Here is a 19,834-nt window from a genome sequence, read left to right as displayed (position 1 = left end):
CGCGATCCGGCAGGCCGACAGCGTCGCCCTGGGCCTTTTGGTACAATGCACGCCCATCGCCTTCCATCACGTCCGAAACCCAGGAAACATGCCCGGAGCCTCCATCAATCCCGCTCCCGAGATCCAGATCGTCGCCCCGGCGCGCCTGCACATGGGCTTCATCGATCTGGGCGGGGCCCTGGGGCGGCGCTTCGGCAGCATCGGCGTGGGCGTCAACGAGATCGCGACGCGCCTGAGCCTACATCCCTCGGATAGCCTGGAAGCCGAGGGGCCGGGCGCGGCGCGGGCCCTCAGGGCCGCCCGGGCGGTCTGCGCGCACTTGCGGATTCCCTGCGCTGGGGCCATCACGATACACGAGGCCATACCCGAGCACGTGGGCTTGGGCTCCGGCACCCAGATGGCTCTGGCGGTGGCGGTGGGCATGGCCCGCCTGCATGGCGTGGAATTGAGCGCCCGCGATGCCGCTCAGGCCATCGAGCGCGGGGCCCGCTCCGGGATCGGCATCGCCGTGTTCGAGCAGGGCGGTCTGATTCTGGACGGCGGCCGTGGCCCCCACACCGTGACGCCGCCGGTGATCTCGCGGCTGGCGATGCCGCAGTCCTGGCGTTTCATTCTGATTTTCGACCAGCGCGGCCAGGGGCTGCACGGCAAGCCGGAGGTGTCGGCGTTCGAGTCCCTGCCCCCGTTCCCGCAGGCCCTGGCGGCGCGGCTCTGTCACCGATTGTTGATGCAGGCGCTGCCGGCCCTGGCCGAGGGCGATATCGTCAATTTCGGTGCGGTCATCACGGAACTGCAGCAGGCGGTGGGGGATCATTTCGCCCCGGCCCAAGGCGGGCGCTTCACCAGCCCCGAGGTGGGCGCGGCGCTGGATTGGCTGGGCGCGGAAGGCGCGGTGGGTCTGGGCCAGAGTTCCTGGGGCCCCACCGGGTTCTGTCTGCTGGACAGCGCGGACTTGGCGGCCAAGCTCCAGGCCGGTGCCGCACAGCGCTTTCAAGGTTTGGATTTCGTGCTGGCAAGCGCGCGCAATTGCGGAGCCGAGGTCCAGATTCAGGGGGCCGATTCGTCCGGTCGCTCCGAATCGGCGGAGCCGCGCACACGGGTGGCGTCGGGGGCTGCCTGAGCGCAGGTCCTGCGCCCTTGGTTGCTAAAGGCCATCGCCCGCTCCTGCTGGTTGCGCTCTCCGCCAGGGTGATGGCCGAATCCGCCGCGCGGGGTGGCTTGCGGCCGGTCAGCCTGGACCTGTTCGGGGATGCGGATACCCGTGCCGCCTCCGCTCATTGTGTGGCGCTGCCATCCCGTGATCGGGGATTTGACGAGGACGCCCTGCTGGCCGCCGCCCGGGCCTGGACCGGCGCGGAGCTGGTCTATGGCGGCGGCGTCGACACCCGCCCGGAACTGCTGCGGCGGCTGGTGCGAGGCAACAGGCTGCTGGGTAATGGCCCCGACACGGTGCGGCTCGTTCATGATCCGGCCCCCTTCTTCGCGATGCTGGACCGGTTGGGCATCCGGCATCCGGACGTCGTGTTTTCACCTCCCGTAGACACCGGCTCCTGGCTGCTCAAGGAAGCGGCGAGCGAGGGCGGTTTTGGCGTTCGCCCCTGTGCTTCCGGCGGCGGGTCGGTTCCCCCAGGCGCTTATTTTCAGCGCCGGCTGACTGGCAGGGTCTTTTCGGTCCTGTTCCTGGCGGATGGCCAGTCGGTTGCCCTCATCGGTTTCAACAGCCTCTTTACCGATTCGGGAAATCCGGAGGCGCCTTTCGTGTTCGCCGGCGCCATCAACCGTGCGGAACTGACGAGGCGGCAGCGTGAGGTCATCGCCGACTATGCGGACCGTCTTGCCAAGGGGCTTGGTTTGGTGGGGCTCAATGGCATCGATTTCATGCTGGAGGGCGGCGAGGTACGGGTGTTGGAGCTCAACCCCAGGCCCACGGCCACCGTGCAACTGTTTGATGCGGAGCGGCCAGGCGGGTGGCTGTCCGCGCATAGGGCGGCCTGCCGCGGCGAACCGGTAGCGCATTATCCTGTATCCGGTCCGGTGCGCGGCTTTCGCGTCGTGTTCGCCGACAAACCTCTGGCGCTTGCGGAGGATCTGGCCTGGCCGCCCTGGTGCGCCGACCGCCCGTGCGCTGCGTCGGTCATCGAGCTTGGAGAGCCGATTTGCACGGTGACTGCCTCCGGTTCGAATTTTGAGACGGTTGAACACTTGCTGGCCGAGCGGGCGGCGCGGGTGCTGCATAGGGTGGAATTGCCGTGGTCCCGTAGCCTGGAATCAGCCCTGTGACCCTTAAATGCGCGCGTTGGCGAGCGCGACGGACGGGAAACGGCGCTTCGGTTGCAGCGGGGCGGGGGAGCGTGTACGCTTTTGCGCCGAAAATACCGGCGCAAGTCCGAGTGATGCCCGCCAGATCGAACACGTGCCGAAGGGCGCCCCTTTAAGAGTCAGCATTCACCACGAACGGGAAATCAATCAGCCATGTCTCAAGCAGTCAGCGTCAACGCCCACGCCTTGCCCATCGTCAAGCATCTGGTCGCCAATGCCGACAAGCTGCGCCTCAAAATCACTCGTGCCAGCAACGGCGCCACCATCATTGACGCGGGCATTCAGGCCCTGGGCAGCCTGGAGGCGGGACGCCTGATCGGCGAGATCTGCATGGGCGGGCTCGGCACCGTTACCCTGACCCACGGCGGGCCATTCTCACGCTGGCCGCTTATGGTGAATGTGCATTCCACCAATCCGGTGATCTCCTGCCTGGGCAGCCAGTACGCCGGCTGGAGTCTGTCCCACGGCGAGCGCAAGGGCGCCTTCTATGCCCTGGGCTCCGGCCCCGCGCGCGCCCTGGCGACCAAGGTCAAGGACGGCAAGGAGGAACCGGTGGAGGAGTTGTACAAGGAACTGGGTTACCGCGACCAGTGCGGGGAAACCGCCATCGTCATGGAGGTGGACAAGATCCCGCCGGTGGAGTTGATCGACAAGGTGGCGCGCGCGACCCAACTGGATGCGTCCGCCGTGACCGTGATCCTCACGCCTACCAGCAGCCTGGCCGGCGGCATGCAGGTGGTTGCGCGGGTGCTGGAAGTGTCCCTGCACAAGGCCCATTCCCTGCATTTCCCGCTGGAGCACATCATCGACGGCACGGGCTACGCGCCGGTGCCGCCGCCTCATCCCAATTTTGTCGAGGCCATGGGGCGCACCAACGACGCCATCCTGTTCGGCGGCACCGTGCATCTGTTCGTCAAGGGCAGCGATGACGCGGCGGAGACGCTGGCCACCAAGCTGCCCAGTTCCATGTCCAGCGACTACGGCAAGCCTTTCGCCCAGGTATTCAAGGATTACAAGTACGACTTCTTCAAGATCGACGCCATGCTGTTCAGCCCGGCCCGTGTCATCGTGACCGCCGTTGATTCGGGGCGCAGCTTCCACGCCGGCCAGTTGGACGAGGAGTTGCTGGAGCGCTCGTTCGGCGGGGAATAGTGAACCGGCTTGCTATCGTCACCGACGACCCGGGGTGGCACGGTGTTCGGCTCAAGCGCGCTTTCGCCGCCCGGGGTCTTGATTCCTGCTATGTCTCGCTGACCCAGTGCCGGATCGATCTGGCGGGGGAGGGACCCGCCGTGGTGGTTCCGGGGTTTGAAACGGAATTGCCGAAAGGCGTGTTCGTGCGTGGCGTTCCCGGGGGTTCCCTGGAGCAGGTGACGTTTTATCTCGATATCCTGCACAGCCTGCGCTTGCTCGGTGTCACCGTCTACAATGATGCGCGCTCCATCGAGCGCACGGTGGACAAGGGCATGACCAGCTTCCTGCTGCGCCAGGCCGGCATTCCAACGCCTCCCACCTGGGTCGTGAACAGCCGTGAGGACGCCTTGCGGATTGCGGCCCGGGAATTGGAGCAGGGCCATGAGGTGGTGTCCAAGCCGCTGTTCGGCTCGCAGGGAGAAGGGCTGCAGCGCCACCGTCACCTGGAAGACCTGGAGCAGCTGGCGGACAGCAACGGCATCTTCTATCTCCAGCGCTTCGTGCATTGTGGCGAGGCGCCCCACGACTGGCGCGTCTTCGTCATCCGCGGCCGAACGGTCGCCGCTATGCGCCGCTGCGGCCTCACCTGGCTGAACAACGTGGCCCAGGGCGCGCGTTGCGAACCGGTCCGTCTGGACGACCTGCTCCTGTGCCGCATGGCCGAGGATGCGGTGAAGGCGGTGGACATCGCCTATGCCGGGGTGGATATCATCCGCGATGCCCAGGGCCGCTACACCGTGATCGAGGTGAACAGTGTGCCCGCCTGGAAGGGTCTGCAGAGTGTTTCCGACGTGGAGATCGCGGAACTGTTGGCGGATGATTTTCTCGCCCAGTGCGCCGTTCCGCCTCCGGACGTCCAGGCGTCTGCTTCGTGCTGATTTCGGATGCAAAAGCCTTGCAGGCCGCCTACCTTGATGCCTGTGAGGAAGAGCTCCAGGCCTTCAAGCCGGGCAATGTGAGCGTCCATTCCGAGGGCCACGATATGAGCGTGGCGGATTTCCGCCGCAGCGCCGAGGCCAGCGCGCCCTACCTGTGCGATCCCGCGCTAGGGTTGGGGGAGCGCATTTACCACGCCATTCGGGCCACCCGTGAGGCGGTGGGTTGCAATACCAACCTGGGCATCGTTTTGCTGGCCGCACCACTGATTCTCGCCTGCGAGCTAGGGGAAAAAGATTATTCCCTGAGGGAAAACCTTGGACGGGTTCTGAGCAGCACCAGCCGGGAAGATGCCAGCTGGGTGTTCCGCGCCATATGCCTTGCAAGCCCCGGAGGGCTTGGGCGCGTGCAGGATCACGATGTCAGCGGGGAGGCCAGGGTGACTTTATTGGAGGCGATGGAGGCCGCTTCCGATCGGGATATGATCGCCTTTCAGTATGCGAGCGACTACGCGACGGTTTTTGAAATGGCGATTCCGAGCTATCATACATCGTTTTCCCGGTGGCGGGATGGAAGATGGGCGGCCGTGGCCGTGTTCGCGAAACTGCTGAGGCAGATTCCGGACAGCCACATCGGACGCAAGTTCGGAGACCGGTTCACCGGGATGGTGAGCGACAGGATGGCGCGGATCGATGAAGCGTTGTCCCGTCTCGAGAGACCTGAGCTACTCTTGGAGTTTCTGCGGGAGGCGGATGCCGAGTTCAAGTCTGCCGGAATCAATCCGGGAACCACGGCTGATCTGACGGTGACATGCCTACTGGCGGTACGTCTGCAAAGTCTTGTCGATGCGCGCGCGGCCTGAGCCGCGCGGGTCTCCAAGGCACGTAGGGGTGCATCGGCACGTACGTGGCAGTGTCTTTAATCAAGTAGTTCTATCGTAAATTTGTACAGAAGAGGAAATCGAAAATGGCAAAAATCAATAAGTTGTTGGTCGGTGAAGCGCTGTGTGGCGGTGGCAATGAAATCGCACACATCGACTTGATCCTGGGGCCCCGTGGCAGCGCGGCTGAAACCGCGTTCGCAAACACCCTGACCAACAACAAGGACGGTTTCACTTCGCTGCTGGCAGTGGTTGCTCCCAACCTGCTGTGCAAGCCGAACACGGTGATGTTCAACAAGGTCACCATCAAGAACGGCAAGCAGGCCACCCAGATGTTTGGACCGGCTCAGCGTGGTGTTGCCATGGCGGTTGCTGATTGCGTCGAGGACGGCACCATTCCGGCTGACGAGGCTGACGATATCTTCATCTGCGTTGGCGTGTTCATCCACTGGCTGGCTGAAGACGACGCCAAGATCCAGGACTACAACTACGAGGCCACCAAGCTGTCCATCAAGCGTGCCATCGCCGGCGAGCCGAAGGCAGCCGACGTCGTTGCTCGCAAGGGCACCGAGGGCCACCCGTTCGCAGCTCACAACTAAGAGCTGAGGACGCGGGCGCCGCCTTGCTCAGGCAGGGCGGCAGCCCGAGGGTTCCAAACAGGAAAAGCGCCGCAAGGCGCTTTTCCTGTTTGCGGCTAGCGCGAAATCAACTATTCAAACGTGACGAGCCTTCCATCGTGCAGGGCGCTGGCCACCAATGCGCCATCGATCCCTATTTTCTTCAGACTTTCCAGGTCTCCGGAACCACGCACGCCGCCAGCCGCAGCGAGCCAGAGGTCTGGGGCGAGCGTGCGTAGGTGTCGAAGCCGGTCAAAATCGGGGCCTTGGCTGCTACCGACCCGGTTCAGGCACATGACGAGGGTCTGCTGCGGCCAGAGATCCAGGTGGCTCAAAATCTCCCCAGGTCCCACAAACTGCCCGTCGAAGTGATCCAGAGACAGAACCCAGTCGCGCCCTTCGAGCGAGAGTTCGCGCCATTGCCTGCAGTCCAGCGATTCCGTGCCCACCACGGGGGTCCAGTCGCCCACGGGTGCCGGCCAGCCCGCATCGACCCAGAAGCGCACGGCGGGAAAGGCGGCAGCCAGTGCTCCGATAAGATCGCTTTGCGGGACTTTGCCCGTCAGGGCGTCGAGATCGGCAAGGTAGATGGTGGAAAATGGATGAAGCCGGAGGAAGGCCTGGACTATGGAGAATGGATTGCTGCCCGGACACAAGGGGGTCTCTATGGGCCGGTAGTGCTGGCGCTGGCCCAGATGGGCGTGGACGACCGCGCCGCCCTGGAGGTCGATCACCGGTATGACAGTCATGGGGCAGGTGAGGCGGGAAGCTAGGTCGTGAAGGTACTGGTCTACGAATATATTACCGGCGGCGGCCTGCGCGGGGAACGGCTGCCAGCGAGCCTGCTGCGTGAAGGCGGACTGATGCTGGAATCCGTGGTCGGCGATCTGCTGGATCTGGATGGGATCAGCGTGACGGTCCTGCGTGATGATCGCTTGGCGCCGATGCCGGAGCGGGCCGGGCTGACGCTGCGGGGGGTGGCCTCGGCCACTGAATTGCCCTTGATTTGGCGTGCCGAGGTAGCGGCCACCGACGCCACCTTGCCCATCGCCCCGGAGAGCGGCGGCATATTGGAGGCGCTGTGCACCGACGTCGAGCGGGCGGGAAAGCCGCTCCTCACCACGCCGGCTGACGGTGTGCGCCTGGCCGCCAGCAAGCTGCAGACAGCACGGCGCCTTTCGCATCATGGGGCGCCGGTGGTGCCCACCGAGCGCTGGCCGTCTGCCTCTCCAACCTGGCCCTGCGTCATCAAGCCCGACGATGGCGTTGGCTGCGAAGGCACACGGATCTTCGATCAGGGCGATGGGGCACCGGCTTTAAACGAAGAGACGGCCTGGGTTGTGCAGCCCCTGGTGCCAGGCGAGGCCCTGAGCCTGTCGGGGCTTTTTTGCAACGGGGCTGCCCGCCTGCTGAGCTGCAACCGGCAGATGATCGAGCGTGCTGGAAACGCTTTCGTGCTGCGCGGCTGCCTGGTGAATGCGCGGTCAGACACGGATGGCAGCTGGCAGGCGCTGCTGGATGATATCGCGCAGGCGGTGCCGGAACTCTGGGGCTATGCGGGAGTCGATCTGGTGCTGGGAGCGGACGGTCCGCAGGTTCTGGAGATCAATCCGCGACTGACCACATCCTATGCGGGACTAAGAGACGCGCTGGGACTCAACCCTGCGCGTTTGCTTCTGGACCTCAAGACGACCGGCGTCCTGCCGGGGCCCGTGAGGGGGCGGGAGACGATTGAAATTGCGTGGAGGACTGAATTTGCGGAATGAGCTCGTCGGCTGGGACATCGGCGGAGCTCACCTGAAGGCTTGTCTGCTGGAAGACGGCGAGCTTGTGGCAGTGGCGCAGCAGGCCTCGCCCCTCTGGCTGGGGCTCGAGCACTTTCACCGGGCGGCAAATGCCATCCTCGAATCGCTGCAGCCGGGCGCCGAATGCGTGCATGCGGTCACCATGACCGGCGAGTTGGCCGATGTCTTCGCCAGCCGGGAGGAGGGTGTCGCCGCCTTGACTGCGGCCCTGGGCGAACACGTCGGTTCGCAGCGAATGTACCTTTTTGCGGGACACCAGGGCTTCATGGCGGCGACAGACTTGCGCGTCGAGCACACGGCTGTGGTGGCGTCGGCCAACTGGCTGGCCACCGCGCTGTACGCGGCGAGCCGGGTGCGTGATGCCATCCTGGTGGACATCGGCAGCACCACCACGGATGTGATACTCCTGCAAAATGCTCAGGTGAACGTTCGAGGCTATACCGATTGCGAACGAATGCGTTACGATGAACTCGTCTACTGTGGCGTGGTCCGAACGCCGCTGATGAGCCTGGGACAGTACGCTCCTTTGGATGGGAACTGGGTCGGACTGATGGCCGAGCATTTCGCCACCACGGCGGACATCTACCGCCTGACCGGCGAGTTGCCGGAAGGGGCCGATCAAATGACGGCGGCAGACGGTGGCGCCAAGACGGCGGCGGCGAGTGCGCGGCGCATCGCGCGGATGGTCGGTCTCGATGCGGAGTCCATGGATGGGGCGGTCTGGCGCGGATTGGCCCGCTATTTTCGCGAACTGCAACTGCAGCGTGTGGGCTTGGTTTGCGAAAGACAGTTGTCCCGCGGCCTGACGCCGCCGCAGGCGCCCTTCGTCGGGGCTGGTATCGGCCGCTTTCTGGTGCAAGAATTGGCCCGTAGGTTTTCCCATCCTTATCAAAACATTGATGATCTTTATCCGGTGCGCGACCGCTCACCATCCGGATTCAACGTCGCCGACTGCGCCCCGGCCGCAGCAGTTGCTTGTCTTGCGAGGCAATGGCCATGCATAAAATGACCTGCAGAATCCACGAACTGCCGTATTTCGAGGATAGCGCCGGGCTGTTCATGCCCTGGGCAGACCGGCGCTGGGCGGTCTTCCTGGATAGTGGTCTCGCCCACGAGCAGCAGGGCCGCTACGACATCATTGCGGCGGAGCCGGTCTGCACCCTCGTCACGCGGGGTAATCTCACCGAAATCAGGGCCGAGGGCAACATCACCCTCTCGCCGGAAGATCCCTTCACCCTGGTCCGGCGGTGTCTCGGGGATGAGGCGCCGTCGATTCCCGGACTGCCCTTCTGCGGCGGTGCCATCGGCTATTTCGCCTATGATCTGGCTCGCCGAGTAGAGGTGCTGCCGGAGCGAGCCGCGGCGGAGGAAAATATCCCCGACATGGTGGTGGGCATCTACGACTGGGCCGTGGTGGTCGATCACCATGAGCGCCGCAGCTGGCTGGTGGGGCAGGGGCGTGATCCTGCGACCTTCGCGCGCTGGCCGCATCTGATCCAGGCCTTCAGCCAGGTTCAGACCATGCCCTGGCAGTTGGCCGATTTCCAGGTGCTGGGCGAGGTGTCGGCCGACATGAGCCGCGCACGCTACGGCCGCGCCTTCGATCGCATCCAGCATTACATCCGCGAGGGCGATTGTTATCAGGTCAACCTCACTCAGCGCTTTTCCGCCTACTGCAAGGGCAATCCCTGGTTTGCGTACCAGTCCCTGCGCCATATCAACCCGGCGCCATTCAGTGCCTACTTGAACCTTCCCCAGGTGCAGTTGCTCAGTTCGTCCCCGGAGCGCTTCCTCAAGTGCGTGGAGCGTTGCGTGGAAACCAAGCCGATCAAGGGAACCCGGCCTCGCTCGCCCAACCCGGCGGTCGACCAGGCACAGCTGGAAGAATTGCGCGGCAGCAGCAAGGACAGGGCGGAAAACCTGATGATCGTCGACCTCCTGCGCAACGATATCGGCCGGAATTGCCAACCGGGCTCGGTACATGTGCCGGGCCTTTTCGAGGTCGAAAGCTATGCCACTGTGCACCATCTGGTCAGCACAGTGCGCGGCAAGCTTGCCCAGGGCAGTCATGTCCTCGATCTGCTGCGGGGCTGCTTTCCGGGTGGCTCGATTACCGGAGCGCCCAAGATCCGCAGCATGCAGATCATCGAGGAACTGGAGCCCTGCCGGCGCGGAGTCTACTGCGGCTCCATCGGGTACGTGGGATACGATGGCGCCATGGACAGCAACATCGCCATCCGCACCCTGGTGCATTCCGACGGCCGCATCCGCTTCTGGGCGGGAGGCGGCATCGTGGTCGATTCCGACCAGGAGCAGGAGTATCAGGAGTGCTACCACAAGGCGGCGGCAATGCTGCACCTGCTGGAGCAGTTCAAGGTAAAACGGACCGGCGCGGACCATGTGGGTCGTTAAGCTGGGCGGCAGCCTGGCGGATTCAGACCTTCTGCCGCTCTGGCTGGAGGCCTTGGCGGAGTGCCCCGGCGTGGTGGTGGTGCCCGGTGGTGGGCCGTTTGCCGATGCTGTGCGGGAGGCTCAGGTGCGGTGGGCATTCAGCGAACAGATTGCGCACGACATGGCCATCTTGGGGATGCGCCAGTACGGTCTGATGCTCGCCGATCTGGGCGGCTTGCCGATGACCAGCGAGCCCGGGGAACTGCTTGAGTGGCGGGATCGCTGTGCGGTTTGGTTGCCGTTACCCAAGACGCTCAACGCCGCCGGGATCTGCGCTTCCTGGGATGTCACTTCGGACAGCATCGCCGCCTGGCTGGCGGCTCGTCTCGAGGCCGACAACCTGCTGCTCATCAAACACGCCAGTTTTAGCCAGCCGGCCCTGGAGTGCGGCTACCTGGCCGGCACCGGCGTCGTGGATGCGGGCTTCGAGTCCTATTATTCCCACTGTGGCTGTTCCGGCTGGATCGCCGGGGTTGAGGATCATGACCACCTTGCCGCGGCACTGGCCGCGCCGAGCGAGCATTTTCTGCGAATCGCCTGAACGCGTGCGTTCAGGCGGCGTGATTGAACCAGTTCTGGAAATCCGCCGGATCGATGCCAAAATCGCCCAAGTGCCGCATGGCTTTAATTCCGTAAGCTTGGCCGGATTTGTCTTTCTCGATATCGCGCAGGTCCAGCAGTCGCGGCGCAATCGGTTTCTTCTCACGGTCGCGTACGATGAGTATCTGTGGCCGCAGTTGAAGGCCTGGGTTCGATTCGACCACGATGGCGACTTCTCCTGAAGTCAGTTCGACGATGCTGCCAGGAGGGTAGACGCCGAGGCTGCTGATGAAGCCCAGCGCCAGATTCCGGTCGATCTGTCGTGCGGTGGCGATCTTGTTGAGGATTTGAATGGCGTCCAGGTGGGTGCGGCCTTTCTGGTAGCAGCGATTGCTGGTGATGGCGTCGTATTTGTCGACCACCGCGACGATCTTGGTGTTGAGGTTCAGCTGACTTTCCTGCAAGCCCCTGGGGTAGCCACTGCCGTCCAGGTTCTCGTGGTGACCATAAGCGACGTCCACCGTTCCGCTGAAGATGTTGCGCCCGGACATCAGGATGTCCCGCCCATAGACGGTGTGGAGCTTCATGGTCTCGAACTCCTCGTTCTCGAGCTTTCCTTCCTTGGTCAATATTTCCAGAGGCACCGATATCTTGCCCATGTCGTGCAATAGGCCGCAGGTGCCGATGGCTTCCAGCTCCTTGGTGTTCATGCCGGCGAAGCGCCCCAGTACGATGGAGTAGATGCAGACATTGAATGAATGCTGGCTGGTGTAATCGTCCTTGCTCTTGATCTGCATCAGGTACATCAGGGCTTCCTGATTCCGCATGAGGCTGCTGACGCATTCCGAGACCGCCGACTTTGCCAGTTGCACATCCAGGGCGCGGCCGAATTTGACGTCTTCCACAAAGCTCTTCACCAGATTGGTGGTGGCTTGTTTGGTGGCCTTGGCTTGATCCAGTTCCTGCTGGAAGCTGACGACCCTCTTGGGCTGTATCTGCTTGAAATAGGATTGGCCGGAGGAACGGCCGAACTCGGGTTTGTGGATCTTGGTGCGAAGGGTGTCCACGTAGACGTACTGGCAGTACTTGGACACTTCATCGATGTCGGCTTCCGAGTTCACCGTGAAGCCCTGGAACAGGAAGGGGGTTTCCAGCCAGGGGCGGTCCAGTTCGCAGATGTACATGCCGATCTTCAATTCGCCGACGGCGACCTTGATCTTCTCGACGACGTCAAACTTGCGGGGAGGGCGATCTGACACGATAGGTCAACCTGGTTGTTGCGGGCCTGTTGCCGGGTTTAGAGTCCTCCGCACCGACTTGGTTCGGCGTGTTCCATGCCCCGAGAGGACGCCGCCAGTCGGACGCTGGAATGGCAAATAAGAATAGCCGAATTGATTGGAGTGGTCGGTCGGGCTTGGCAACGGGCCTTGCGCGGCTACCGGGAACGGAATAAGTGTTAGTATTCACACCATGCGCGCGTCATTGCCAAAAGTTGCGCGTTGCGCCGCGGGCAAGGCTGAACAGGGGTTGGAACCTGGGCGCGTAGAACCAACAAACGGGACCATCCATGCTGCGAATACCGATTAATGAACAGGGCTGGGGCCTGTTCATCCAGATGATGAGGAACTTTACCGGTTCCGAAGTCGGCATGAAGGCAGTGGGATTGTTCGTCTCGCTGATGTGCCTGCTGCTCGCCGTCAACGGTCTGAACATACTGAGCAGCTACGTCGGCCGCGATTTCATGACGGCGATCGCGGAACGCAATGTTCCCAACTACATCCACCAGGCCGTGATCTATGTGGCCGTGTTCGCCGCGTTGACCATCGTGGCGGTGGTCCTGCGCTACTGCGAGGAACGCCTGGGGCTGCTCTGGCGGGAATGGATGACCGACCGGCTCCTGAAGCTCTACATGGAGTATCCCACCTACTATCGGATTACCGATGCCCTGATCAAGAAGAGCGGGATGGAGAATCCCGACCAGCGCATCGCGGACGACGTCAAGGTTTTTACCACCAGCACCCTATCCTTCACCCTCATGATGCTGAATGGGGTCTTCACCATCATCGCGTTTTCCGGCGTGTTATGGTCCATCAGCCCGGAGTTGTTTGGCGTGGCCGTGTTCTATGCCGCTGGCGGCACGCTTTTGGCCGTGCGCCTGGGCAAGCCCCTGATCGATCTCAATTATGCGCAGTTGGACAAGGAGGCCAGTTTTCGCTCGGGACTGATTCAGGTTGGCCAGAAAGCCGAGTCCCTGGCCTTGCTGCACAGGGAAAGACCGATCCTTGCGCGCTTGTCACGGCAGTTTGACGAAGTGGCGGGCAACTTCCACAAGATCATAGTGGTGAACCGGAACCTGGGCTATTTCACGACCGGCTACAACTACCTGATCCAGATCATTCCCGCCCTGCTGGTGGCGCCGCTGTTCATCCGGGGTGACGCCGATTTCGGTGTCATCACGCAGTCCACTATGGCGTTCACTATGCTGTCAGGCGCATTTTCCCTGATCGTCACCCAGTTTCAGCAGATTTCCTCGTTCGCGGCGGTCGTGGAGCGGCTTATCAACCTGTGGTACGCGATCGAGTTGGCGCAGACCAAGACGGTTTCGGGCATGGATGTCAGCGAAGAAGACGGGGTTCTGAGCTTTGAGAGGCTTAGCGTGCGCTCCGTCATCGACGGCCGCGTGCTGGTGCGTGATCTTTCCATCACGATTCCCAAAGGCAAGCGTGTTCTTGTGGTGGCCCAGGGCGAGGCGGTGAAAGACGCCTTCATCAAGGCGGCGGCCGGGATTCTGGACACCGCAACAGGCAGGATCTGCAGGCCGCCGCTGGGAAAGCTCCTGTTTCTGCCCGAGCGTCCCTACCTGTCCACGGGTTCTTTGCGGGATGCGCTGGCTCCGGAACGCAAGGATCAGCCCGTCAGCGACGAGGAGATCGTGGCGGTTCTGGAGTCCGTCGGTATCCGCGATGTGCTGACCCAGGCCGGAGGTCTGGATGTAGAGCATGACTGGGATACGCTGGTGTCTGCCAACCAGCAGCAGTTGATTTCCTTTGCGCGCATACTGCTGAGTCGCCCCCAGTTTGCGGTCCTGGACCGGCCGAGTGCAGAGGTCTATCCAGAAAAAAGCGCCCAATTGCTGCGTATGCTGAGCGCGCAGGAAATCACATATTTGACGGTAGAGAGCAACGGGCGTTCGATGAGCGACGATATGGCGGAATTCTACGATGCAGCGCTGTTCCTGCGGGCGGAGGGCGAATGGGAGTGGCGCGAACTTTCGGCCGGGAGCCAATCTAACTGACGTCTAAGGGATCGTCCGTATTGCTGACCTTTGGCTGTCGTCCTGATAATAATCAAAATAGGCTCCAACCAATTCAAGAACCTACACAAGAGAATTTTTCATGTCGCACGATGAAAGCACGCAAGACCCCGCCAAGAGTGCTCCCCAGGAAGTGCTCGATGACCCTATTCCGGGGCAGAAGCGTGAGAGAAGGAAGAGATATCCTGGTATTTTGTCCAAAGTCGCCGCAGGCGCGCCTGAAAATGCGGCGCTGGCGGTTCTCAAGGGCGAGTTGGATTTGCCGGTGCCCTCCGTAAGCGCCGTGCCCGATAAGGCGGGTGGCTCAGACGAGAAGAAATGAATTTGGCGTGTCGGAGGAGGGGCTATGTGCGCGACGGTCCCAATGGGCCAAGGCACTGCGTAAGGAGTATTCCCCGCCTGCGCCGTAGAGCACTTTCGCCCTTGAACCGTTGGTTCAGGTGGGAACTGCCGATCCCGAATCAGGCTTTCCGCTCGAGGCGGACATGCACACATCTAGAACCGATGCGTTCCCGGGGTTAAGAATTAGGCTCAAGAAAAAACCCAGAGCACTTCGAACGCCACAGGGAATACTACCTAATATTCTACAAGCTTGCGGTCATCCTGCAAGGCCATCCAAGACTTTTATTTATTCGGTCCCGAGCGCCGCATCGATCTTCTCATGCAGGGCGTTCATACGGTCCCCGAAGCTGCTGGAGAGCAGTTTATTTTGGCTCTGGGCCTGAATCAGTTCGTGTGCGATGTTCAATGCCGCCATGACGGCGATGCGCTCGGTCCCGATGACCCGGCCGGTGTCGCGAATCTTGCGCATCTTGTCGTCCAGATAGCGTGCGGCGACGATCAGTTCGTGCTCTTCGTCTTCAGAGCAGACGACGGGGTATTCTTTTCCTAGGATGTGTACCTTGATCGGGAGTTTGCCTTCGCTCATATTTCGTGTCCCATGGATTTAAGGCGGGAAATCATAGCTTCAACCCTGTTTTTTGCGATCGCTGCTTTCTCCACCAGCGTTGCTCGTTCCTTCGACCATTCTTCAAAGCGAACCCTGAGCTCGCGGTTCTCCTCCTTGAGGCGCGAGCAGCATTCCGTCATCGCCCCGATCTTTTCTTCCAGACGGCGAAATTCAGTATCGAAGTCGATGGTTTTTTCGTTCACCTCGGTTCCTGCAGGCGGTGCTGTTGTCGGGTGGCGCGTCTTTCAGACGTAAGATCGCGATGCTAGGATAGAGAATTACTGACCTTCTAACAAGATTTCAGATGAAGCTTACCTTGCCTTATCAACAGGTCCAGGACGTGGTCTGCAAGGAGCCTGCTCGTCTCAGTGCGGCTGAAGCGCACGGGGTGCTAACAGGGATGCTCTGTGTATGCGGCGAACTCAAGGCGCAGCAGTGGCTGTCGGTATTGTTTGACGAAGGCGCGGACGCTCCGCCGGATACTGATGTCCCCACGCTGATCGATCTGTGCGAACAGACGCGCCAAGCCTTGCAGGAAGATGAATACACCTTCGAGCTGTTCTTGCCCGATGATGGCGTCGATTTGCATGATCGCGCCGCAGCGCTGGCGGAATGGTGCCAAGGCTTTCTTTATGGGGTCGGTTTTCAAGGGGGCGCCGGCGATTGGCCGGACGATACCGCCGAGGTGCTGGGTGACCTGGTGGAAATCTCCCGGCTGGACTCCAACGTCGACGGCGAAGCCGATGAGGTGGCTTTTGCCGAAATCAATGAGTTCGTCCGCATTGCCGTGCAGATGGTGCGGCAGGAATTCAGCCAGTCGTCCCCCTCCATCCGTCTCCACTGACAGAAAATCATGATCAGCAGCAGCGAATTTCGCCATCGCCGAAAGGCTCTGATGCGCAAGATGAAAAAGCGCAGCATCGCAGTTCTCGCCTCCGCGGGAGTCGCAGTCCGCAACAGGGATGTGGAGTTTCCGTTTCGTCAGGACAGTGATTTTCTCTACCTAAGCGGCTTCAGTGAGCCCGAGGCGATCATGGTGCTGGCGCCGGGCCGGGCGTCCGGGGAATTTATTCTGTTCTGTCGGCCCTACGATCAAACCAAGGCGATCTGGACCGGCAAGCACGCCGGGCTGGAGGGCGCCCGCCAGGAGTTTGGTGCTGACGAGGCATATGATATCGAGGAACTCGATTCGATTTTGCCTGGCATCATGGATGGCTGCGAGCGTGTCTACTACAGCATTGGCGTCCACGAGGAGTTGGACGGGGCGGTCATGAGTGCCGTGAATGCCCTGCGCGAAAAGGCCCGCGCCGGAGCTCATCCGCCTTCTCAATTCCTCAATCTGGATGGTTTGCTGCACGAAATGCGGCTGTTCAAGAGCGAAGCTGAATTGGCCGTCATGCGGCGTGCGGGCGAGGTGTCCGCTCGGGCCCATCGCCGGGCCATGCAGGCATGCCGGCCGGGGATTTATGAATTCCAGATAGAGTCCGAGCTGGTGCATGAGTTCATGCGACACGGGCTTCGCTACCAGGCTTATCCTTCCATTGTGGCCGGCGGTGAAAACGCCTGTATCCTGCATTACACCGAAAACAAGGATGTACTCAGTGACGGGGATTTGCTTCTGATTGATGCCGGCGCTGAGTGTGACGGTTATGCCGCTGATATCACCCGCACATTTCCGGTGAACGGCCGGTTCAGTGAGCCGCAGCGCAAGCTCTACGAGTTGGTGTTGGCGGCGCAGTTGGCTGCTATCGAGGCTGTCCGTCCGGGAGCGCGCTGGATCGATCCTCACGACGCGGCGGTCCAGGTGTTGACCAAGGGCCTAGTAAAACTGGGGCTATTGAAGGGTCGGGCCTCCAAGCTCATCAAGGAGGAGGCTTACAAGCGCTTCTACATGCACCGGACGGGGCATTGGCTGGGCATGGATGTCCATGACGTCGGAGACTACAAGATCGGCGACGAATGGCGGCCCTTAGAGCCTGGGATGGTGCTTACGGTCGAACCCGGGCTTTACATCTCCAGGTCTTGTCAGGATGTCGATCCGATGTGGCGCGGAATAGGTATTCGGATCGAGGACGATGTGCTGGTGACCAAGCGTGGCTGTGAGGTGTTGACGGCTCAGGTTCCAAAATCGGTAGCCGAAATCGAGGCATGGATGGGACAAGGCAATGACGCATGATCATGATGTATTGATAGCGGGTGGTGGTCTCGTGGGTGGGAGCCTCGCACTCGCTCTGCGCGGGACCGGCTTGCGGGTCGCTGTCATCGAGGCGCAGCCAGAGAGTGCGCGTCTCGCCTCTGCGGCTGGCGACCGTGCTTTGGCGCTGTCTTGGGGTAGCGTTCAGATTCTCCGGCAGTTGGGCATCTGGGGCGATATCGAGCCCCATGCGGCAGCCATCCGGCATATCCATGTGTCCGACCGGGGGCATTTGGGCAAGGTGCGCCTGCACGCGGACGATCTCGGTGTGGCGGCCCTGGGTTATGTGGCCACGGCGCGCGTGATAGAAACCGCGATCGCGCGGGCTTTGTCGGCGGCGGCCCTTGATATGTTGTGTCCGGCGAGTCTGATGGGAGTCACTTCAGGGAGGGGCGGTGTGCATGTTTCTCTCAGGCACGGAGCGGAAAGTATGGCGCTCACCGCGCGCTTGCTGATAGGCGCCGATGGCGGCAACTCCACCGTCAGGCGCTTACTCGAAATCGGCCAGGCTGTGCGGGAATACGGACAGACTGCCATTGTCACCGAGGTGGAAACCGCCTTGCCCAATCAGGGGGTTGCCTATGAACGATTTACCGCGGCTGGCCCTTTGGCGATGCTTCCGCTGGGCAAGCGCAGGAGTTCGGTGGTTTGGACGCAGAAGCATGCCGACGCCGAGGAACTGGTTGTGCTGTCCGATGCCGAGTTTCGCGAGCGTCTGCAGCAGGCATTTGGGTTCTGGTTGGGCAAACTAACGCTCACGGGGCCTAGGCGCAGTTTTCCTTTGCGTCTCATACGAGCTGAGCGGATGCAGGCGGAACGTGTCCTGCTGGTCGGCAATGCCATGCACCAACTCCACCCGGTTGCCGGTCAAGGCTTCAACCTGGGGTTGCGCGATGTGGCGCTGCTGGCTGAGCGGTTGACCGCCTGTCGTGAATTTGGCGAGGACATTGGTGACCCCGGCTTCCTGCAACGCTATGTAAAGGCTCGCCACTCGGATCTCGAGGCGGTCATACGCTTCACTGATGGGTTGGTTGGTGTGTTTTCAACGGATTTGGCGCCTGTGTCCGTCGTCAGGAATTTGGGGCTTTTGGCGCTGGACCAGTTACCGCCCTTAAAGAACTTGCTGACCCGTCATGCGATGGGCTTGTCGGAGCGTCTGCCACGCTTTGGTTGAAGTCGTTGTTGACATGGCTGGGCGTGTTCTTCATAATGCGCAGCTCTTCCGGGGCGAGTATGTTCTGGGGGGCGAGGGAAGGCGAGAGGGAGTGGTGGAGATGGGAGATGGAGTTTGAGGGAAGGTAGTTGACAGGGTTTGAGGATGGTGTAGAATGCTCAAGCTCAACGGCGGGGAACTGAAGCAGAACCGCTGACTTTAACAAGACGATCAAATAATTTTGTGTGGGCGCTGGCGGCGGTTTGAGGCGTAAGCTAAAAAAACTTTCGCGAGTGTCTTTTACATAAAAGCGCTTGTCGATTCAAGAGATATTTTCCGGGAAACCGGAAGGGCTATATAAAACTGAAGAGTTTGATCATGGCTCAGATTGAACGCTGGCGGCATGCTTAACACATGCAAGTCGAACGGTAACAGGCCTTCGGGTGCTGACGAGTGGCGGACGGGTGAGTAACGCGTAGGAATCTGCCCACGGGTGGGGGATAACTCTCCGAAAGGAGAGCTAATACCGCATAAGACCTTAGGGTGAAAGCGGGGGATCTTCGGACCTCGCGCCGGTGGATGAGCCTGCGTCGGATTAGCTAGTTGGTAGGGTAAAGGCCTACCAAGGCGACGATCCGTAGCTGGTCTGAGAGGACGACCAGCCACACTGGGACTGAGACACGGCCCAGACTCCTACGGGAGGCAGCAGTGGGGAATATTGGACAATGGGGGCAACCCTGATCCAGCAATGCCGCGTGTGTGAAGAAGGCCTGCGGGTTGTAAAGCACTTTGAGTGGGAAAGAAGGGTTCTAGGTTAATACCCTGGGACATTGACGTTACCCACAGAACAAGCACCGGCTAACTCCGTGCCAGCAGCCGCGGTAATACGGAGGGTGCGAGCGTTAATCGGAATTACTGGGCGTAAAGCGCGCGTAGGCGGTTTGTTAAGTTTGATGTGAAAGCCCTGGGCTTAACCTGGGAACGGCATTGGATACTGGCAAGCTGGAGTGTGGTAGAGGGGTGTGGAATTTCCGGTGTAGCAGTGAAATGCGTAGAGATCGGAAGGAACACCAGTGGCGAAGGCGGCACCCTGGACCAACACTGACGCTGAGGTGCGAAAGCGTGGGGAGCAAACAGGATTAGATACCCTGGTAGTCCACGCGGTAAACGATGTCAACTAGCCGTTGGGCGCGATTAAGTGTTCAGTGGCGCAGCTAACGCGATAAGTTGACCGCCTGGGGAGTACGGCCGCAAGGTTAAAACTCAAATGAATTGACGGGGGCCCGCACAAGCGGTGGAGCATGTGGTTTAATTCGATGCAACGCGAAGAACCTTACCTGGCCTTGACATGCTTGGAATCCTGCAGAGATGTGGGAGTGCCTTCGGGAGCCAAGACACAGGTGCTGCATGGCTGTCGTCAGCTCGTGTCGTGAGATGTTGGGTTAAGTCCCGTAACGAGCGCAACCCTTGTCCTTAGTTGCCAGCGGGTAATGCCGGGAACTCTAAGGAGACCGCCGGTGATAAACCGGAGGAAGGTGGGGAT

19 protein-coding genes, 1 rRNA gene and 1 other RNA gene are annotated in these 19,834 nt (G+C 61.3%); 16 read left to right on the top strand and 5 right to left on the bottom strand.

The window, feature by feature from the left end; all coding sequences use genetic code 11:
- Nucleotides 1-88 precede the first annotated feature (88 nt).
- The 6 genes from EK23_RS09730 to fae all read left to right on the top strand — a co-directional run bounded on the left by EK23_RS09730 (nucleotide 89) and on the right by fae (nucleotide 5,868).
- Complete coding sequence (locus tag EK23_RS09730; RefSeq protein WP_082054085.1) at nucleotides 89-1,120, top strand: beta-ribofuranosylaminobenzene 5'-phosphate synthase family protein; 1,032 nt, start codon at nucleotides 89-91, stop codon at nucleotides 1,118-1,120.
- Nucleotides 1,121-1,137: 17 nt separating this feature from the next.
- Nucleotides 1,138-2,280 (top strand): ATP-grasp domain-containing protein, encoded by a 1,143-nt coding sequence (locus EK23_RS09725; RefSeq protein WP_052808086.1) that lies wholly within the window; start codon nucleotides 1,138-1,140, stop codon nucleotides 2,278-2,280.
- A 192-nt stretch (nucleotides 2,281-2,472) separates the two neighbouring features.
- On the top strand, nucleotides 2,473-3,471 hold the full coding sequence (gene mch / locus EK23_RS09720; protein WP_045225176.1) for a methenyltetrahydromethanopterin cyclohydrolase: 999 nt from the start codon (nucleotides 2,473-2,475) through the stop codon (nucleotides 3,469-3,471).
- On the top strand, nucleotides 3,471-4,391 hold the full coding sequence (locus tag EK23_RS09715) for an ATP-grasp domain-containing protein (RefSeq protein ID WP_045225175.1): 921 nt from the start codon (nucleotides 3,471-3,473) through the stop codon (nucleotides 4,389-4,391). Before mch ends, EK23_RS09715 begins: the two co-directional genes overlap by 1 nt.
- Entirely contained in the window at nucleotides 4,385-5,251 is an 867-nt protein-coding gene (locus EK23_RS09710) for a triphosphoribosyl-dephospho-CoA synthase (protein WP_327037042.1), read from the top strand. Before EK23_RS09715 ends, EK23_RS09710 begins: the two co-directional genes overlap by 7 nt.
- 104 nt (nucleotides 5,252-5,355) lie before the next feature.
- The gene (fae, locus tag EK23_RS09705; RefSeq protein WP_045225174.1) at nucleotides 5,356-5,868 is read left to right on the top strand and encodes a formaldehyde-activating enzyme; all 513 of its coding nucleotides are present in this window, start codon (nucleotides 5,356-5,358) and stop codon (nucleotides 5,866-5,868) included.
- 110 nt (nucleotides 5,869-5,978) lie between these two features.
- Here fae and EK23_RS09700 read toward each other — a convergent pair whose 3' ends face one another.
- A complete protein-coding gene (locus EK23_RS09700) occupies nucleotides 5,979-6,635 on the bottom strand; it encodes a HisA/HisF-related TIM barrel protein (protein ID WP_045225173.1) in 657 nt (218 codons plus the stop codon).
- A gap of 27 nt (nucleotides 6,636-6,662) precedes the next feature.
- Here EK23_RS09700 and EK23_RS09695 point away from each other — a divergent pair, with 27 nt between their 5' ends.
- Genes EK23_RS09695 through EK23_RS09680 form a run of 4 tightly spaced genes read left to right on the top strand, consistent with a single transcriptional unit; the run spans nucleotide 6,663 to nucleotide 10,683 of the window.
- Complete coding sequence (locus EK23_RS09695; RefSeq protein ID WP_045225172.1) at nucleotides 6,663-7,652, top strand: ATP-grasp domain-containing protein; 990 nt, start codon at nucleotides 6,663-6,665, stop codon at nucleotides 7,650-7,652.
- A complete protein-coding gene (locus tag EK23_RS09690; protein ID WP_045225171.1) occupies nucleotides 7,642-8,700 on the top strand; it encodes a hydantoinase/oxoprolinase family protein in 1,059 nt (352 codons plus the stop codon). The genes EK23_RS09695 and EK23_RS09690 overlap by 11 nt, the downstream gene beginning before the upstream one ends.
- The gene (pabB, locus tag EK23_RS09685; protein ID WP_045225170.1) at nucleotides 8,697-10,103 is read left to right on the top strand and encodes an aminodeoxychorismate synthase component I; all 1,407 of its coding nucleotides are present in this window, start codon (nucleotides 8,697-8,699) and stop codon (nucleotides 10,101-10,103) included. Before EK23_RS09690 ends, pabB begins: the two co-directional genes overlap by 4 nt.
- Entirely contained in the window at nucleotides 10,090-10,683 is a 594-nt protein-coding gene (locus EK23_RS09680) for an amino acid kinase family protein (protein WP_052808085.1), read from the top strand. Before pabB ends, EK23_RS09680 begins: the two co-directional genes overlap by 14 nt.
- A 10-nt stretch (nucleotides 10,684-10,693) precedes the next feature.
- On the opposite strand, the gene EK23_RS09675 is transcribed toward EK23_RS09680, so the two are convergent.
- Entirely contained in the window at nucleotides 10,694-11,941 is a 1,248-nt protein-coding gene (locus tag EK23_RS09675; protein WP_052808084.1) for a cyclic di-GMP phosphodiesterase, read from the bottom strand.
- A gap of 308 nt (nucleotides 11,942-12,249) precedes the next feature.
- Here EK23_RS09675 and EK23_RS09670 point away from each other — a divergent pair, with 308 nt between their 5' ends.
- Both EK23_RS09670 and EK23_RS09665 read left to right on the top strand, forming a co-directional pair.
- Complete coding sequence (locus EK23_RS09670) at nucleotides 12,250-13,977, top strand: ABC transporter ATP-binding protein/permease (RefSeq protein ID WP_045225168.1); 1,728 nt, start codon at nucleotides 12,250-12,252, stop codon at nucleotides 13,975-13,977.
- Between the two features lie 100 nt (nucleotides 13,978-14,077).
- Nucleotides 14,078-14,317: a hypothetical protein gene (locus EK23_RS09665; RefSeq protein ID WP_045225167.1), complete on the top strand. Its 240-nt coding sequence runs from the start codon at nucleotides 14,078-14,080 to the stop codon at nucleotides 14,315-14,317.
- A gap of 66 nt (nucleotides 14,318-14,383) precedes the next feature.
- On the opposite strand, the gene ssrS is transcribed toward EK23_RS09665, so the two are convergent.
- The 3 genes from ssrS to EK23_RS09655 form a co-directional block, all read right to left on the bottom strand.
- Nucleotides 14,384-14,567, bottom strand: a non-coding RNA gene (ssrS, locus tag EK23_RS22470) — 6S RNA.
- 56 nt (nucleotides 14,568-14,623) lie between these two features.
- Nucleotides 14,624-14,923 carry a cell division protein ZapA gene (locus EK23_RS09660; protein ID WP_045225166.1) on the bottom strand — a complete coding sequence of 100 codons (300 nt, stop codon included), beginning with the start codon at nucleotides 14,921-14,923 and terminating at the stop codon, nucleotides 14,624-14,626.
- Nucleotides 14,920-15,147: a TIGR02449 family protein gene (locus EK23_RS09655; protein ID WP_045225165.1), complete on the bottom strand. Its 228-nt coding sequence runs from the start codon at nucleotides 15,145-15,147 to the stop codon at nucleotides 14,920-14,922. The genes EK23_RS09660 and EK23_RS09655 overlap by 4 nt, the downstream gene beginning before the upstream one ends.
- 101 nt (nucleotides 15,148-15,248) lie before the next feature.
- On the opposite strand from EK23_RS09655, the gene EK23_RS09650 reads away from it, so the two are divergent.
- The 4 genes from EK23_RS09650 to EK23_RS09635 form a co-directional block, all read left to right on the top strand.
- A complete protein-coding gene (locus EK23_RS09650) occupies nucleotides 15,249-15,788 on the top strand; it encodes a UPF0149 family protein (protein ID WP_045225164.1) in 540 nt (179 codons plus the stop codon).
- A gap of 12 nt (nucleotides 15,789-15,800) precedes the next feature.
- The gene (pepP, locus tag EK23_RS09645) at nucleotides 15,801-17,120 is read left to right on the top strand and encodes a Xaa-Pro aminopeptidase (RefSeq protein WP_097990940.1); all 1,320 of its coding nucleotides are present in this window, start codon (nucleotides 15,801-15,803) and stop codon (nucleotides 17,118-17,120) included.
- A complete protein-coding gene (ubiH, locus tag EK23_RS09640; protein ID WP_045225162.1) occupies nucleotides 17,110-18,312 on the top strand; it encodes a 2-octaprenyl-6-methoxyphenyl hydroxylase in 1,203 nt (400 codons plus the stop codon). Before pepP ends, ubiH begins: the two co-directional genes overlap by 11 nt.
- A gap of 339 nt (nucleotides 18,313-18,651) precedes the next feature.
- A 16S ribosomal RNA gene (locus EK23_RS09635) occupies nucleotides 18,652-19,834 on the top strand; the annotation flags it as partial.

It is taken from the genome of Methyloterricola oryzae (assembly GCF_000934725.1).
Taxonomy (GTDB): Bacteria; Pseudomonadota; Gammaproteobacteria; order Methylococcales; family Methylococcaceae; genus Methyloterricola; species Methyloterricola oryzae.
The sequence above is the reverse complement of the archived record's forward strand: the minus strand, read 5'-3'. Positions and strand labels throughout refer to the sequence as shown.